General features: G+C 70.7%; 9 protein-coding genes. 4 read left to right on the forward strand and 5 right to left on the reverse strand.

Annotated elements, in window-relative coordinates:
* Positions 1-8 precede the first annotated feature (8 nt).
* Positions 9-845, reverse strand: coding sequence for a hypothetical protein (locus WME76_RS22250; protein WP_437954298.1), 837 nt, complete (start codon positions 843-845; stop codon positions 9-11).
* Between the two features lie 1558 nt (positions 846-2403).
* Between WME76_RS22250 and WME76_RS22255 the strand changes: the two genes are divergently transcribed.
* From WME76_RS22255 to WME76_RS22270, 4 genes are all read left to right on the forward strand, one after another.
* On the forward strand, positions 2404-6546 hold the full coding sequence (locus tag WME76_RS22255) for a hypothetical protein (protein ID WP_437954299.1): 4143 nt from the start codon (positions 2404-2406) through the stop codon (positions 6544-6546).
* A 222-nt stretch (positions 6547-6768) separates the two neighbouring features.
* Positions 6769-7203, forward strand: a complete 435-nt coding sequence (locus WME76_RS22260) for a hypothetical protein (protein ID WP_437954300.1) — start codon at positions 6769-6771, stop codon at positions 7201-7203.
* A 173-nt stretch (positions 7204-7376) separates the two neighbouring features.
* On the forward strand, positions 7377-8162 hold the full coding sequence (locus WME76_RS22265) for a hypothetical protein (protein WP_437954301.1): 786 nt from the start codon (positions 7377-7379) through the stop codon (positions 8160-8162).
* 738 nt (positions 8163-8900) lie between these two features.
* On the forward strand, positions 8901-10631 hold the full coding sequence (locus tag WME76_RS22270) for a CotH kinase family protein (RefSeq protein WP_437954302.1): 1731 nt from the start codon (positions 8901-8903) through the stop codon (positions 10629-10631).
* Here the strand turns inward: WME76_RS22270 and WME76_RS22275 are convergent.
* The 4 genes from WME76_RS22275 to WME76_RS22290 all read right to left on the reverse strand — a co-directional run bounded on the left by WME76_RS22275 (position 10588) and on the right by WME76_RS22290 (position 17204).
* Complete coding sequence (locus tag WME76_RS22275; protein ID WP_437954303.1) at positions 10588-13788, reverse strand: hypothetical protein; 3201 nt, start codon at positions 13786-13788, stop codon at positions 10588-10590. The genes WME76_RS22270 and WME76_RS22275 overlap by 44 nt on opposite strands.
* A 359-nt stretch (positions 13789-14147) precedes the next feature.
* A complete protein-coding gene (locus tag WME76_RS22280) occupies positions 14148-14750 on the reverse strand; it encodes a glutathione S-transferase N-terminal domain-containing protein (protein WP_437954304.1) in 603 nt (200 codons plus the stop codon).
* Positions 14747-16120, reverse strand: a complete 1374-nt coding sequence (locus tag WME76_RS22285) for a hypothetical protein (protein WP_437954305.1) — start codon at positions 16118-16120, stop codon at positions 14747-14749. The genes WME76_RS22280 and WME76_RS22285 overlap by 4 nt, the downstream gene beginning before the upstream one ends.
* Positions 16121-16127: 7 nt before the next feature.
* Complete coding sequence (locus WME76_RS22290) at positions 16128-17204, reverse strand: hypothetical protein (RefSeq protein ID WP_437954306.1); 1077 nt, start codon at positions 17202-17204, stop codon at positions 16128-16130.
* Between the last annotated feature and the right edge of the window lie 39 nt (positions 17205-17243).

Here is a 17243-nt window from a genome sequence, read left to right on the forward strand (position 1 = left end):
TCACTACCCTACGGGGTCAAGAACGACGTGACCACCACGTCCGTGCGTACCCACGGCGAGGTGGCGGGGTTCTCGAGACAGCCGGCATAGAAGCCGGCAACAGGGTCCACCCTGTTGCACACCGCATCGCATGAGCCCACGATCGTCATGGGACCGCACTGCTGAACGGTCGTGGCCCCGGTCGCGGGGTCGACGCTGAGGTGGCCTGCCGCACAGTCGCGCTGCAGCTGGCGCGCGCGCGCCACGCCTGATGGCGAGTAGCAGGCCCGCACGTAGGGCGTCGAAACGAACAGGTTTCCCCAGAACGCCCCCTCTCTCACCGTATAGGTCGCGCGCTCCGCAGGCGACGAGGACATCGATGACTCCGTGTTGCGCAGGGAGATCATCACATGAGTGCCGTACCAGTTCGTCCGCGCGGCGATGCAGGACGTGATCTGACGCTGTACATAGGTATCGTTCGCGATGCCACCGGTCGCCCACCAGTGCGCCATCCCGAGCTCGCCCCGGTACACCTCCGGGCGGACGACCCCGCTGCTGTCGGTCCAGGAGAACGAGAACGTCTGGTCCGGGCGCAGCGCACAGCTCACGAGGTAGCGCATGAACTCTCTCGACTGGACGCCGCTCGGCCCCGGACTCTTGATGGCCGCGAGCGCGTTCGGAGCCAGCGCGTTCGGAGCCAGCGCGTTCGGAGCCAGCGCGTTCGGAGCCAGCGCGTTCGGAGCCAGCGCGTTCGGAGCCAGCGCGTTCGGCAGGTTGCCGTTCTCGCTCGTGACCGCGCTCTGGTCCTCCCCGACCAGCTCTTCCGATTCTTCGTCGATCTCTGCGCCAACGCAGGCAACGGCCATCAGAGGAAATGCGAGAAGCGCAAGGATTCGTGCACAGGAAAACACCATGATGGTCCCCCTTTCGGTGCTGGGTCCCAGCCTCAAGGTCGAGTAGTGGCAAAGTTTAAGATAACATCTCGAAACGCTCTTGTATACGGCTTTATGAAGACTACTGCTCGCCTGCAAAACTATCGTGGCATTGGGAGAGCGCCCGCGGCGCGGCCTCGCCCGGCGTCTTGCTCCTGATGCCGCGGGTTCCTGGTATCGCACCCCGGGATCTTAGAAATCTGCGAAGTAAGTGAGATGAGCACCATCATGCCTTCTTACACGAAGGTGCGCCCGGATGGCTAGACACTCGGCGCGAGCATGAGGTGAAAACGGTCTCACACCCGGCGAGACGCTGGAGCGGAGGGGTCCCGTGTGCGCGGCGCTCGCCTCGGCGCATACAGCCGGGATCGGCCGCGAAGATACCTAGGCGAGCGCCGTTTCCATCGGCTCGGGTCAGCCGCGCGCCGGGGAGCTGCACGCGCTCGACGCAGCGAAGCCGGCGCCTCCGAGAAAGCTTCAGCGCGGGTGTTCCTGTGGAGCGTATGCCCTGGACGATGCCATTCGCGGCGCGCCTCTGGCAGCCGGGTGCCGGCGGCCCGCAGGGCGACAACCCGCCTGGCCCGACGAGACCACGTCGTGCCGTCGGTGCAGGTGACAACGAGGGTGGCGCCCTCGTCCCCTGGACCGACGCCTCTCCGCTCCGTCACTGCCGGCGCTTCCCCACGCGGGAGATCCTGCGCTCGGCGAGCTCGACGAACACCTCGGCGGGGAGCGGACCTGGCAGGTGAGCGCGCGGCCCCTTCCCGGCGCCGCCGCCGCCGCCGCGGCCGGCGGCCGCCCCGCGAGCGCGACCCCGCCGGGGACATCAGGACGAGGCGGCCGTTGTCCTCCGCGGCCGTCGCCCGGCCGTACATCGCTTGCACGCGGGCGACGAGGTCGCGGAGCAGGCGGGTGCCAGCGCGCCCGGCGCGGCGCCGCGCGCCCCCTGGGCCGCCCCGCCGAGATCGCCGTCGCCCACCGTTCGGAGGGCGGCGCCGAGCTCGTAGACGACGAGGGCGCCGAACGCCTCGTACCCGCCCAGGAACGCGCCGAGCGTCGGCGAGCGTAGCGGTCGAGAGAGGGCGGCCCGGAACGTGGCGCACGGTCCTGGCGCGCGAGGCGGCGCCGGGCCGCGCGGCACGGAGACCCTGGCTCCCGGCGCGCTGGCACACGGGCGCTCGCCGCGCTGGCACGCTGGCACGCTGGCACGCTGGCACGAGCCTCGGGGCGGCAGGTTTACGACGGTGAGCGACGCCGGCGCGGTGCGCGAGACGCGCAGTCCCGCGCTGGCCGGCAATGCGCGCGGACGCTGGCCCGGTGAGCGCTGACGCTGGCCCGGTGATTGCCATGGGCGCTCATTGAGCGTCGCGGACGGCGAGCACCACACGTTTCCGTCGGACGACGCGGGCTGAGGACAGGTTGCGATCAGTACGAATCCTCACAGCGAACAGGACGCCGATCACCATAACAACTTGCATCTTGGGATGAACACATGACTCGCAAGATAGGTATATTCCGATACCATCGACTGCTCATCGCACTGACGAGCGCCGTCGCGGCGACCGCGCTCTCCGCGCCGGCGTCGGCGTTCAAGGTGGGCACGCACGTCGCCACGGCGAACGAGACGGTGGCGCAGCTCGAGCTGCAGATCACGGGTGGGCTGCAGCCGGACACGATCACGTTCTCCTTGAACGGCCGCCCGCTCAACGTCGTGATCAGCGCGAAGGAGGCGTACCAGGCGGTGATCGCCAAGCCCGACTTCTTCCGCGCCGGCGTGACCGGCCCGGACGGCTTCCCCGATCCGTTCACCGGCCAGATGATGATGCACGGCAACGAGACGCCGATGCTCAAGGACCTGGTGGAGCGAATCACCGGCACGGCGCCTGCCGACCACGCGCACCATGAGAGGTACGAGAACCGCACGGGGCCCGTCGAGTTCCGCTCGATCGACTTCGCGACCGCGATGCTCGAGTTCTTCGCGACCTACCCGGCATCCACCGAGGAGCGAAAGGAGGTCCTCGCCTTCATGATGGGTTACATCTCCCACGGCGTCGCCGACAGCTTCGCTCACACGTGGGTGAACGAGCTCGCCGGAGGCGCGTGGTCGATGACGGACGGCAGCGGGATCTGGGGTAACCTCAGCGAGGAGGTGAAGCACGTCGCGGTCGAGGGGTACATCGACTCGCTGGTCCCCGACCATCTGCTGAGCGTCAACGGCGACGGCGGCGGACGCGGGCTCGTCACGATGTCCGCGCCGGTCGCGTTCCTGGACGCGTTCTACTCCAGCCGCCCGGCGCACGCCCCCGCTCCGCCCCAGGATCAGGGCAGCACCTTCGACGGCTTCGCGCAGTTCTTCGGCAACGTCAACCAGTTCCACGGCGGGCCGTTCTACAGCTACTTCAACGCCCAGGTCGCGCTGGCGCCGTCGGTCAAGGGCTGGTCCCGGCTCGGGGGCTTCTTCGACCTCGCCGAGGACGTCAGGAACAACGCCTTCGTGAACTTCGGGCTCGACGCGGCCGAACTGCCGGCCGACCTCATGGATGATCTCGGCGTGCACGCCGCGTCGTGGGTCGACGAGCTGACGTTCGGGTTCGCCGACTGCCACGCAGATCAGGGCGGCAGCAACGTCGTGGAGGAGCTGCGCACGGCCATCGAGTACGTCGGCGGCATCAACGACCGGCTCGACCGGCACACCCGCCACGCCGAGATCGTGCGCCGGAACTGGATCCTCCTGAGCCAGTGCTCGTCGCAGAACCTCGGGAAGACCACCGCCGCCGACTTCGATCCGGACCAGCCGACGCTCAACACGGACGCCTGCGCGGACGTGGTGCGCGCCGGCTGGCAGGACGAGGGGAACGCGGGAGGCCTCTACCGCGGGTCCGTGCGCCCGGGGTCGCCGGTCGACGACGACTTCCTCCTGCGCCTCAAGGCCGCCTTCCTCGGCGGCGACGCGGACACGCTCTTCGCCGGCATCGTCGACCCCACCCGCGGCGACGCGCCCTGGCACGACGAGTTCACGCTCGAGTCGGCGAACGGCCACCGCTCGATGCGCGGGAACCTGACCCGCGAGATCGACTATCTGATCGGCTTCGGCTTCCGCGCCGACGACCTCAAGGAGGTCATCTTGCCGGAGAAGGAGATGGCCGGCATCAGGGACTCCTACAACGAGTTCTGCGGCGCGGTCCGGGATCCGGCGTTCGAGAACTGCCTCGACCTCGCGTTCGCCCCGATCGCCGCCACAGCGCGGCACGCGGCCTGCGTGGAAGAGCACGTGCGGTGCGTCGAGGACAACATCACGACGTGCCTCCAGGACGCGTGCACCTTCGTGTGCAGCACGACGCCCGGCCAGTGCGGGGGTGCCTGCCAGAGCGAATCGAGGAACGGGTGCGAGGAGTCGTGCGACGATTTCTGGTGCCCGAGCGGCCTCGATGTGCTCGGCATCCCGACCCCCGGGTGCGACACCATCGGCGCCGCGCTGTGCAAGTTGCCCTGCTCCGCCTTCGATGACGAGAAGAGCAACTGCGCCGAGGCCGCCGTCGACCAGGTCAGGTGCGACCTCGAGTCCGTCGCGTGCAACTTCGATGCGATGAAGGAGACTATCGAGCTCGACAACTACGCCGAGGAGCTGCTCACTCCGGCGCGGCAGGCCTGCGACACGATCGACGACACGATCGCGTTCATCGAGTGCCTCGAGGGGGACCCGAGCAAGACCCCGGCCCAGCAGGAGGCAGACCGCAGGACGTGCGTCGTCGACCGTTGCGACCAGCTCTCCGACATGACGAACGCGGAATGCGCGGCGATGTACGACGATCTCGCGGACGCCTATGCGCAGGCCGAGCGCATCAAGGACGCCCTCAGCCAGGCCGCCGATGCGCTGCGCGAGAGGCCGGCGCACGAGATGGTGAACCTCGCGTTCCTCGAGGAGGACCTGCGGGACCCCGACTACCTCGCGGACATCAGGGACGCCATCGACGCGGCGCGCGACGACCTCTCGAACAACCCGCCCGGCCCTGGCGCGACGCCCGACGAGGTGGCCAGGTACAACCGCAAGACGGCCGTGCTCGATCGCTGGGATGCGCTCCTCGACGACATCGAGGACGCGGTCGCATCTCCGGCGCCGCTCGCGGATGTCGGCAATGCCGCGGAGGACGCCGGCAACCTCATCGCCGACTCGGTCGCGCTCGGCCTCATCCCGGCCGTGCTCGGGCCCACGGCGCAGCAGATCCTGAGCGACGTCGGGCCGTCGTTCACGGACACGTTCTTGCCGTTCTTCAACTCGGTGCAGGGCATGAAGCTCGCGCCCATGACCAGCCAGGACGACATCGAGGGCCTGTTCACCCGGGAGAACGTCAGCGCCGCTCGGCTGCCCTGGAACGCCCCCCTCGCCGTCTACTCGGACGCGTGCGCGGCGGACACGACGAGCCTGTATTGCGACGCGCTGAAGAGCTTCGACGACCCGAACTGCCTGAACTGCATCCAGGCCGAGCTGGCGCCGGACCCCACGCGATTCAACTGGATCAGGGGCCGCGGCCTCGTCGCGTGGAACGAGTACGACGCGGCCGCCCCGGAGCGGCACGTCATCACCAGCTTCCCGCTGTCGAGCAGCGATCCGGCGTACGACAGCCTGTACACGCGTGTGTTCCAGGTGCCCGTCGGCGTCCCCGGGTTCGCCGGCTTCGACGACCCGGCGGCGCCCTGGACGAGCGATCAGGCCGGGCTCGGCTCCGACTTCACGCAGTTCACCGAGGGGTCGAGCTCGCTCCAGCTCAACGGCTGCAACTCCATGGCCGTGGAGAGCCCGCACTTCCTGACGGCGGACTGGCAGGCGGTGGGGGATCGCCTGAAGTTCGATCTCTTCGTGCCGGCGTCGCAGCCGAATCCGTTCTGGGTCGGCGGCATCCAGATGATGATCACGATCCCGGGCGCCAACATCTTCACGCTGCCGCTCCCGGCATGGACGAACCTCACGACCCTGCCCCGGGGCGCCTGGAGCACCATCGAGTTCGTCGTCCCGCCGAACGTCAAGGCGGCGCTGCTCGGCGACTTCGCGGACGCTCGGCTCCGGATCGAGGTGACCACGGCCTCTTGCCAGGATCCGCTCCTCCTCGACAACCTGCGCTTCGGCGGCGACGTCACGGAGCGGGAGACGTACCACCTCAGGGGAAGCCAGATCTATCAGGTGATGACCAACCCGCTGTTCAGCTTCGACAACGCCGGCGACTGGAGCGCGCCCGTCCCGCTGTCCACGTCGAGCGAGCGCGTCGAGGGGACGGGCTCGGTGGCGTTCACCGCGGGCGGACACATCGTGGTGACGAGCCGTCCGTTCAACACCTCGGAGCTGAGCGGCGTCACCCGGAACCTGAGCGTCGACGTCTTCATCCCCGAGCGGCAGCCGAACCAGTGGTGGAACGGCGACGTCCAGGTGTTCTTGACGTGCGGCCCTCACAACAACCTCCCGCTCGGCTTGAAGAGCTTCACGAACCGGTTCGACGGAGAGTTCAACACCGTCGAGTTCTTGCTGCCCACGCAGGTGGCGAGCACGTTGGGAGGTAACTTCCAGAATTGCCGCGTGAGCCTGGCGCTCAACGTGAACCCGGCGGGGCAGGTTCGCCTCGACAACATGGGTTTTCATTGATGCCCGGCTGAGCGTCGAAGGTCCCCGGGCGACCGGGGCCTTCGACGCTCAGCCTCATCTCGTCGCCGTGCCGAGAAAACAGGCATTGCGGCGAACGACATGGGGTGCTAGCAAACTGGCCCGGTAGCTTCTGGCACGATGCCCGCCGCGCTCCGGCGCTTGCCAGTACAAGTGGTGCTGGTGCCTGCTGGGCGGACCTCTTGAAGACGGATGGTCTGAACGATGAACCCGAGAACGAACCGTGGACAGGCGACTGGGCTCCTTGGCGGCGTGTCGCTCGCAGGGCTCCTGCTCTTGAGCCCGTTCATGATGGGGCACGGCTGCTACGAGAGCCATGATGGCGTATGCGAGGAGGCGGGGGCAACCGAGGTGGTCTTCGACGTGACGGGCACCTGCGGGCCGTCCGGTCGCCTCACCATCAGCGCGTGGGCAGGCTCGTGCACGCTGGATGTCACGGGCGACGACGTGGGTCTCCCCATGAAGGGGAACCGCAGCGATGCCGTCGACATCGACGATCTGACGAAGGGGGGATGGCGGCTGGAGGGCAACAGCAGCGAGCAAGGCATGCTCTGCGAGTTCTCCGAGTCCAACGGCGGGCTGGAGGCCCGTTGCGACGGCGGGGAGTTCGACTGCACGGCGCATCTGCAAGCCCAGTAATCCGCCGCGGCATCGACATCACCGTTCGGCTCTTCGACAGCTCTGTTTCTTCTGCTTCACGCGACAAGCAGCTCCACGCACCTAGATTCCACCGCCGCCGGGGCGCCCGCGAACGATACGCGGGCTGCGAGGCAGGGTCGCCTCGGCGGCGCCAGACGGCGAGGCTACGTTCCATGATGGCAATCACGATGTTCCGGCGCAGCTCTTTGCAGATGGCCTGCGGCGCCGCCGCCTTGCTCGGCGGCGTGCTCCTCGGGTGCGGCGGCGATGAGGTTGATAAGAAGGATCCCATCTACATCGGTGGCACCGGCCCGATCGCGCTCGACGATTTCTTCAGCGCGGAGGGCGAGACCTACTGCCGCCTCACCTATGATTGCTGCTCTCCCACTGCCCTCGACAACCCTTTCCTGGCGACCACGGAGGAGACCTGCGCGGAGTACAGGTCCGTCCTGCAGAACGCGACCGTGCTGCCGGTCCTGCGCGCGTCCGTCAAGGCGGGGCGCCTCGTCTATCACCCCGACCGGATGCGCGCCTGCATCGATCGGCTGAACACCGCCGGGTGCGCCGCGACGGACACCGACTGGCCCTGCCTCCTCGATGCGTTCGAGGGGCAGGTGCCGATCGGAGGAGAGTGCACCATCGAGCACGACTGCGAGAACTGGCACTGCGTCAAGCCAGACCCCGACGCCGACGTGGGCACCTGCGCGCCGTGGGCGCCCGACGGCGCGACGTGTGAGACGTTTGTCGAGTGCGACAGCGGCCGGTGCGACATCTTCGGGACCGACACGTGCGGGCCGCGGCTCCCGGAGGGAAGCGAGTGCGTCCTGGGGCCCGACTGCGAGACCTACAACTGCGTGGACGAGACGGGGCTGTGCGGGCCGTCGCTCGACGACAACGGATGTCCCGCCGACGGCCGGATGCTCGACAACAAGACGCCGGCCGGCAACTGGTACCGCTGAGCGCCCGCCGGCGGCTCGCCGGGTTCACGACAGAGGCTCCACCCCCGCGGTGACCGGCGCACGGGAATCCCGCCAGGGACACGCAACCTGACGCCAGGGACACGGAAACCGTCGCCGGGGACACGCAAACCGCCGCCTCGGTCAGGCAAACCGTCGCCTCGGTCAGGCAAACCGCCGCCAGGAACACGGAAACCGTCGCCAGGGACACGAAAACCGCCGCCAGGGACACGGGAACAGGCCCGCGGGCGACTGGCGGTTCGGCGCCCGGGACACGGAAACTACCATCAGGGACGAGAGGTAAGGCGCCAGGGACACCGACCCAGCCGCCAGGGACAAGACGCAAGGCGTCAGGGACGTCCCAGAGCGCCTTCGCCTGTCCCTGGGCTGCTCCCAGGGCGAGCGGGAGACGAGGCGCTTCGCGCCGCACCAGGACGTCCCCGCCCCGGACCGGGAGCGGTCGACGACCGTCGTGCCCCCGCCGGGGCTGGCGCGGCGTCCAGCTCGCCGCCGACCAGGCCGCCCGCTCCCGCATACCCAGCAGCCCGAGCTAGATGACCTGGGCGCGTCGCCGGATGGCCTGGGCGCGTCGCCTGATGGCCCGAGCGCATCACCGGCTGGCCAGGGCGCGTCGAAGGCGCGCCTCTGCCTCGCGAGAAACGGGTAGCGCGGCAGCCCCGTGTGTCCGTACAATGACCATTTCTTGCACTTTCAACGAGGTTGACAGTGAAAAATACCATCATGGGCAAACGCACGCGCTTTACCGGGCTGCTTCAAGGATCCATCTCGCTCGCCCTCGTCGCCCTGTGCGTTGCCTGTGGTCAGGCACCGGACGGCCAGAGCGCGTCAGGCGGTGACACCGCGCCGGTGAATCCATCCTTGCTCGGGGACGTGGCGTTCTCCACACCGAGCCAGACATTCAGGGATCAGATCCAGGTCGGGATGACAACGACCGTCGATGGGGCCGAGATCCGCTACACGGTGGATGGGCAGCCCCCGACCGCGGCCTCCACGCTGTACACGGGCGAGCCCCTGACCCTCACGGCCACGACGCAGGTCCGCGCGCAGGCGTTCGCGGGGGGCGCGGCGGCCGGCTCGGTGAGCACGGGCCTCTACATCGCGCGCACCATCGACGCGACGTCCGACATTCCCATCATGATCGTGGACGGCTACGGCAAGGGCAAGCCGGGCGACAAGGAAGTCTACTTCGACGCGGCGGTGATGATCTGGGAGCCGGTCAACGGCGTGGCCTCGATCGCCTCGCTGCCCACGATGGCGATGCGCGCGGGCTATCACGTGCGCGGCCAGTCGTCGGCGAACTTCCCGCAGACGCCGTACAAGCTCGAGCTGTGGGACAACGAGGGCAAGGACCTCGACTACAGCGTGCTCGGCATGCCCGCCGACTCGGACTGGGCGCTGATCCCGCCCTACTACGACCGGACGTTGATCCGCAATCCGTTCACCTACGCGCTCGGCCGGGAAATGGGCCTCCAGGCGCCGCGCACCGAGTTCGCCGAGGTCTACCTGAACTACGAGCCGCACGCCATCGGTGAAGCGGATTATCAGGGCATCTACTGGGTCTCGGAGACGATCAAGAACAACAAGGTTCGCACCGATCTCGCGCAGCTCGAGGAGGAGGACCGGGCGCTGCCCGACATCAGCGGCGGCTACATCTTCAAGTTCGACCAGGCGGCAGCCGAGGAGCCGCAGCTCACGTGCACGGGCTCGGAGCCCCTCCCGGGGTTCGGAGGCTTCGGCGGCGGCGGGTGGCCCGGCGGCGGGCCCGGCGGGCCCGGCGGGAACGACGAGAGCGGCACGTGCTGGATCGATCTCGAGGTGGTGGATCCCGATCCGCTGAACGACGAGCAGGCGACCTGGCTGACGCAGTATATCCAGCAGTTCCACGACAGCGTGCATCAGACGCCCATCGGCGATTACGCGGCGTACATCGATCTGCCGTCGTTCATCGATTACCTGATCATCAGCGAGCTGACGCTCAACGTGGACGCGTACGTGCGGAGCGCCTATTACCACAAGGATCGCGATCAGAAGCTCAAGGCCGGCCCGCTGTGGGACTACAACTTCGCGCTCGGCGGCGTGGGCGCCCAGAACGCGACGCCCCAGTCGGAGAGCGACACCGGCTGGCGCTTCAGCGGCCAGAGGAACGTCAACAACTGGTACCAGAAGCTCACCGGAGACCCGGCGTTCATGGCGCAGGTGAGGACGCGCTACACGGCGCTGCGCCAGACGCTCCTGTCCGAGGCCGCGATCGAGCAGCGCATGAACAGCCTGAGCGCGCCGCTGGCGCAGGCCGTGGTCCGCGACTACGCCAGGTGGCCCGTGCCGAGCGTCATCGAGTCGAGCACCGGCTTCGTCGGCGGCCCCACCGTGCCCACGTGGGAGGGCCAGCTCCAGGTCATGCGCGACTTCATTCGCGCCCGACTCGCCTGGATGGACGCCAACTTGCCCTGACGCGGCGCCGCGCGACGAGGGCGAGGCCGAACAGGGAGACGGCGAGCCCGAGATGCCCGGACCGGCTGGCACCGCCGCGGAAGCTGCATTGCGCGTCGTCGCCGGCGCCGTCGGTCCCGTCATGGCCGCCGCTGCTGGCAGAGACGCTGGAGGAGCTGCCGCCCGCGCCCGGCGCCGCGCCGCCGCCGCCGCTGCCGCTGCCGCCCGTGCCCGGCGCCGCGCCGCCGGCGCCCGCCTCCGTGCCACCGCCGCCGCCTGCACCGGTCCCGGACGACGGCTCCGGGGTGAGCAGACGCGAAACAACACGCCGCATGTACCCGGCGAGGCGGGGCTTTTCATAGGTCAGGAGGAGCCGGCCGTCCTCGCCGCTGGCCAGCGTCGGCGAAGCGCATTCGCCCTCCACGAGCAACGCCTCGGGGCCCAGCGTCCCGCCCGGCGCCACGGCGCGGCTCTGGAGCCTGTGGGTCCCCGCCTCTTCCCACACCACCTGGTAATTCGCGCCGTCCCAGGCCACGGCCGCCGAATACCCCGCGCTCGTCGGCGAGATGACGAACTCCTCGCCCCGCCAGCCGCCAGCCGCGTAGATTCGGCCGCGGATCAGCCCGTCGGTGGGCTTCGGCCACTCCTCGCCCTTCGCCCAGACCACGAGCGTGTCCGTGCCGTCCGTCGCCGCGGAGACGGAGACAGGTGGGTCCGACAGGAAGAAGCTCTCCCCGACATCTCCCGTGCGGCTCACGGGCACGAGACGCACGCCCACGTCCCGGTTCCGATAGACGACCAGGTAGTCCTGCCCGGCAGGGAGCGGGTACGCGGACGACTCCGACTCGGTAGCGGGCACGATCGGGAACGCCGGGCCAGCGTTGCCTGACGCGTCGAGCAGGCGGCCCGACGCGGTGTACACGTAGGGTGCCTCCGTGCTCCTCTCCACGAAGGTCACCAGATAACCATCGCCGTTGCTCTCGACCCAGGGCCCTGAAACCAGGGTGAGCGACGAGACAGCCATCCTCTCCCCGGGCGTGCCGTCGCTCGCGATCGGCCGCAGATACTCCCTGTCGCGCGGATCGCTCCAGGTGAGCACCGAGGTGCCCTCGCCGTTCGAGGCGAGATCGAGCCCGAACGAGCGGCTCATGAGATCGAGCCCGACCGGGTCGATGACCTCACCCGCGGCGCTCACGCGCACCGCGCGCACGCTCACCTCGGCCCGCTCCCAGTCCGGATCCCGCTCGTCGCTCCAGGCCACGAGGTAGCTCTCGCCGGTCCAGACCACGCGCGGGCTCCGTTGCCTGTTCGGCATGGGGCCGAGCACGATCTGGCCCGGGTCCAGCGCGAGATCCGGGCGGATCAGGCTACCCTCGATGCCCTCACCGTGGAACGCGAGCAGGAAGCGCGAGCCGTTCCACACGAGCGAGTTCCGATCGGAGTCCACGACGGAGCGCGGCGACCCGTCCGCGAGCCGGACGTCATCGGTCCCCTCCACGACGCCCTCGACCGAGACGCGGGCCCCGACCATCGAGCGACGGTCCCGCTCGTCGGCCCAGGCCACGAGGTAGCTCGTTCCGTCGAACGCCGCGGCGGGGGCCTGGGTGCCCGGGCTCGACCGGGAGACGGGGAAGTCCCGCGCGGTGATCGCGCCGTCCGCGCCCAGCACCGCGCCACGGATCGCGCTCGGCCAATCGTCCCGGACCCACGTCACCAGGAAGCTCGCCCCGCCGGACGCGAGCGCGGGCAGCCGCGCGTTGACCGGGCCCTCCGAGATCGGGAGGCCGCCGACGTCGAGCACCGCCCCGTCGCCGGCCACCCGCGCGGCGCGGACGGCGCGCATGGGGACCTCGCCTTCGTCCCAGGCCACGAGGGAGACACCCGCTCCGGAGGTGACCACCGGGCGCCCCGCGTCCCCGCTCGTCGAGATGGCGCGCTCGGCGCCGGGAACGACGCTGCCGCCGGGATCGATGAGGGTCGCGTGGACGTCGCGCACGCCGTCGTCGGCGATGGCGAGCCAGGCGGCCACGAAGCGCTCCCCGTTCCACTCGACCGAGGGCTCCAGTCCGTCGCCGGACGACGAGATCTGGAAGCTCGCCGACCCTTCGAGCGTGCCGTCGGGCCGCATCACGCGGCCGTGGACGATGGTGCGCCCGTCCTCGCCGCCGTACTGGCTCCACGCGAAGAAGTAACGGCCGCCGCCGTACGCCACGCTGGGCACGAACTGCCCGGCGCCCTCCTCGCCGAGATCCAGCCAGTCGAGGTCGAGCACGTTCCCGCTCGCGTCGACGCGGACCGCGCGGATCCGCGCGAAGGCCTCGAAGGCGACGACGTAGCCCGTCCCGTCGGTCGCGATCTCCGGATCGAACCCGACGTCCTGCTGGACGGGCACCGGCGGCTCCGTCCCGATCTCGGGGCCGACCTCCGGATCGAGCAGCGCCGGATAGCCGCTCTCCTCGACGACGGAGGCGGGCACGCGCAGCTCGATGTGGCCGTCCGCCCACCGGGCCGGCACCGGCACGCGGCGGCCCGAAGCGTCGATCCACGTGCCGTGGCCGTACACGAACCGCTGCCCGGGCGCCGCGCCGAGGACGAGGCCGCGCGCGTCGCTCGCGACGCTCGGGATCGAGAGCGCGGCGTCCGCGGCGCCGAGCCGGGCGCTCACGCGCACGACGAGGTCGCCGCGCCCGCCCGGTCGCTCGGCGAACCGGAACGCCTGCTCGGCGTTCGCCTCGTGGTTCTTCCACAGCTCGCTGCACGTCTCGAACGCGCGCACCGCGCCGCCGTCCTCGGCGATGCGCACGCGGCCCTCGCCGTTCACGCACTCGTAGCCGGCGCGGGCGATCGACAGCGTCGTCAGCGTGAGCGCGCTCCCCGGCGGGGGCTCGCCGGACGCGCCCTCGAGGAGGGACCCGCGGAGCGCGCGGCGGCGCGCCTCGACCTCGGCGGCGGAGCGCGCTTCGCGGAGCGCCTGGAGCTGCGTCTCGCGCTCCTTGCGCGCGGCCGCCGCCGAGGGCCTCGCGCGGATCCGCGCCGCGACGCCCTCGAGGTCGATCCGATGGGCGACGCCCTCGGCGGAGAGCCCCTGCGGCGTGGATCGAAAGCGCGCCCGCGCCCGGCTCACGAGCCGATCGAGCTCGATCGGCGCCGCGCCGCTCGGCCGGAGCGCGCTCTCCACAGGACGCTCGGCGGGACCTCTCCCGACCGCCTGCGATCCGGGGGCGCTGCACGCCAAGGCGCCCCCAGCCAACAGCAACAACAATAACGCTCGACTCGACGACGACGTCACGAAGCACCTCCCGACAGCCATGGCAGCGGACGCGCCGCGCGCCGCGCTCTGTTGGCTGAGTTGCCGGGACGGTAACAGCGCGCGTCCACTCATGTCGACCGCGAGACACGATGAAAACATGCGATGTCCCCGGCGTCGTGACCGGAGCAGATCGTGGGGTCAGCGAGAGCCGAAGGGTGCTGCGCGCTTGACAGGGGCAGCATCAGACGACATCCGGCCGCGCATGGCCGGGAGGGCGATGCGGCCCATCACGGCAAGCGATGCTGCGTGGCGATCATCGATGGCCGTTGGCCGACGACGTCGAACCAGCGCGCGAGGCCGCTCCGGCCGTCTCGCCAGCCTCGGTCGGGCCAGCGGAAGTCGAGGTAGCCGAGCGCGCAGGCGGCCGAGATCGCGCCGATGTCCGCGAGTCCGCTCGACAGCGTTCCGGCGTCGCGCTCCAGCCTGTCGAGGCCGGCCTCGATGGCATCCGCCTGGCGCTGCATCACGCTGCTCGATCGTTCGTTGGACGGGCGATGTTCATCGGCAAAGAGCCGTCCGGCAGCAGCATTGATGCCGTCCGCGATGCCCTGCTGGAGCAACGCGCTCCACCGCGCCTCTCCCGGCGCCGGATAGAGCCCCCCGGCCGCGAGGTGGTCCAGGTACTCGCAGAGGAGCGCGGACTCGAAGAGCACCTGTCCATCGTCCCGGACCAGCGTCGGGACCTTGGCCAGCGGGTTCAGCGAACGCAGCTCCGCGTCCGACCAGGGATTGACCAGCACGAGGTCGATCCGGTCTCCGAGCTGCAGCTCGTGGGCGGTGACGCGCACCTTGCGGGCAAAGGGGGAAGTGGGAGCGTAGTAGAGCTTCATGGAGGTCCCGCGCGCCGGGAGGCGAGAGCAAGAGCAAACGACCGGAGGAGCCGCCGCGCCGCCGCCGCCCAGGCGCTCGCCGCGAGGGCGAGGGCGAGGGGATCGCTCGAGACGCGGACGCGCGGGTTACCGTTATATACATAGAGCACGACACCCACGCTCGCGAGGATCGCCCACGCGAGCCCGCGCGCGCGAGCCTCCGGATCTGCGCCCGCGCCGCGACGCCCGCGCCGCGCCGCCCGCGCGATCGCATGGGCGACCGCCGGGAGCAGCACCGCCGGCACGAAGAGCCGCGACGACGCGTCGAGCACCGCCTCGTGCTCCACCGAGCCCGGCCAGAACGGCTGGTTCGGCCACGCGCGGCGCGGCGCCAGGCCGAGGCCCTCGGCCACGCCCGTCCACGCGCGCAGCAGCCGCCCCGGGTGCTCGGCGATCTCCGCGAACCCCGCCCGGTAGTACGCGCCCTCGTCGAGGAACGGCCGCGGGAGCTCGCACCGGCGCTCGAAATGCGTCCGGTTGTAATGGGTGCTCACCTCGACGACCTCGCCGCCGGCGGCCGATCGCACGGAGCGGCACGCCGAGTGCGCGAGGTAGAAGTTCACGCCGCCGTTCGTCGCCACCAGCGCCGGGCGCCCGAGGAGCCAGCTCGTGTGGGCCGACACGGGCGCGATCACGAGCGCGCACGCGAGCAACGTGGCGCCCGCGACGCGGCGATCGGGGCCCGCGCCCGTCGCCGCGCGGAACGCCACCCACGGCAGGAACGCGAGCAGGCTCGGGCGGACGAGCACGGCGAGCCCGAGGACCCCGCCCGCGGCGAGCCCGAGCGCCGCGCGGCCGCGGCCGCGCCCGCGCTCGAGCGCGCGGAGCTCGAGCCACGCGAACAGCAGCAGCAGGAAGGCGAAGGTCGTCTCGGTGAGGACGAAGCCCGCGTAGAAGACGAGCGGGAAGTACAGCGCCGTCGCGAGCCCCGCGAGCGCCGCGACGGCGAGCGAGCGATCGAGGCGGTACGCGAACAGCGCGGTGAGCGCCGCCGTGAGCGCGCCCAGCGCCGCCTGGCAAGCGCCAACGAGCGCGAGATCCCCGGGCGCCGCGGCGTGCAGCAGGGCGAGGAGCGCGGGATAGCCGGGGGGCGTGAACGTGTCCCACGCCGTCCGCGCGCGCTCGGCGAGCGCGACGCCCCGCTCCAGGTAGAGCGCCATGTCGCCGAAGACATAGAGCCGCGGCGGGTGCTCCTCGACCGCGAAGCCCCAGCGGGGCACGAGCGCCACGAGCCCGACCAGCGCGGCGAGCACGGGCAACGCGCGGGGCGAGCGCAGCGCCGGGGCGGCGCGCGCCCGGGCGCCGTCGAGCCACGCGATCAGGCGCCGCATCGCGCCGTCAGGCGAAGCCGAGGCGGCGGAGCGCCACCCGGCGCACCTCGGGGATGCGGAAGCGGTAGATGAACGCGTCGGCGAAGTAATGCGCCATGACCAGCGCGTTGACGACGATCAGCGCCTCCTCGGTCCAGCGCGACGGGAACAGCGAGCGCGCCGCGAACGGCGAGAGCGCGAGCCCGACGAGGAACAGCGGCGTCATCGACAGCAGCATGAGCGGCCACACCCAGCGCGCGGACGGGCCCGGCGCGGCGTCGCCCTCCCGGGGGCGCATCATCCTCGCGCAGAGGAAATAGTACTCGAGCCCGTGGATCGCGCCCCACACGATGCTCCCCCACAGCGGCGCGACGACGGCGAGCGTCACCGCGGCGCCGTGCGCGCCGACGTGCAGCATCTTCGGCGCGCTGCGCGGGCTCGCCCGGCCGAGCTCGACGAGCAGCGCGGCCACGAACGCGAGCCACGCCGCGGCGAGCAGGTACGCGGCCGCGTGCGGCAGCATCGCCGGCTCGCGCGGGATCGCCTGGAGGAGCGGAAACATGCGGCCCGGCCCGGAGGGCACGAACAGCCAGGCCACCATCACGACGACCAGGCCGACGGAGACCCAGTGCTGCTGGAGCGCGCGCTCCCGCCCCGACGGCGCCGGGCGCGAGAGCTGCGCGCCGCGCAGGTTGTAGAGCGACCAGATCCCCTTCGCCTGCGACAGCCGGTGGTGCGTCCCGAAGATCGCGGCCACGGCGAGCGCGAAGTCGCTCCAGTCGGGGATCGCCGCCTTGACGCCGCGGAAGAGCGCCCACGAGAGCGCGAACGTGAGCAGCGAGCCGGCGACCACGATCCTCGCCTGCGAGGGGGTCGCGCGCAGCACGTCCGCGCGGGCCGCCAGCAGCAGGAACGTGAGGACGACGTGCGTCGTGTTCCCGAGCACGAACTGCGACCACCAGAGCGCGGTGGACGCGTCGTCGCCGCCTCGCGCCGCCCAGAGCGCGGCCACGAGGAGCCACGGCCCAAGGAGGATCCCGAGGTCCAGCGCGGCGCCGTGGATCCAGCCGCGCCCCGCGGAGATGGTGTGTGGCAGCGTGGTCATGCCCCTGGCCGGCGCGCGCGAGCGCGACGGATCCTGAAC

This window comes from Sorangium sp. So ce119, from assembly GCF_051524405.1.
Classification (GTDB): Bacteria; Myxococcota_A; Polyangia; order Polyangiales; family Polyangiaceae; genus Sorangium; species Sorangium cellulosum_G.

Excerpts from the sequence above, each read along its gene's own strand:
- WME76_RS22250 (WP_437954298.1), bottom strand. The coding sequence starts at position 845 with ATGGCCGTTGCCTGCGTTGGCGCAGAGATCGACGAAGAATCGGAAGAG.
- WME76_RS22260 (WP_437954300.1), top strand. The coding sequence starts at position 6,769 with ATGAACCCGAGAACGAACCGTGGACAGGCGACTGGGCTCCTTGGCGGC.
- WME76_RS22270 (WP_437954302.1), top strand. The coding sequence starts at position 8,901 with ATGGGCAAACGCACGCGCTTTACCGGGCTGCTTCAAGGATCCATCTCG.
- WME76_RS22255 (WP_437954299.1), top strand. The coding sequence starts at position 2,404 with ATGACTCGCAAGATAGGTATATTCCGATACCATCGACTGCTCATCGCA.
- WME76_RS22265 (WP_437954301.1), top strand. The coding sequence starts at position 7,377 with ATGATGGCAATCACGATGTTCCGGCGCAGCTCTTTGCAGATGGCCTGC.
- WME76_RS22285 (WP_437954305.1), bottom strand. The coding sequence starts at position 16,120 with ATGCGGCGCCTGATCGCGTGGCTCGACGGCGCCCGGGCGCGCGCCGCC.
- WME76_RS22290 (WP_437954306.1), bottom strand. The coding sequence starts at position 17,204 with ATGACCACGCTGCCACACACCATCTCCGCGGGGCGCGGCTGGATCCAC.
- WME76_RS22280 (WP_437954304.1), bottom strand. The coding sequence starts at position 14,750 with ATGAAGCTCTACTACGCTCCCACTTCCCCCTTTGCCCGCAAGGTGCGC.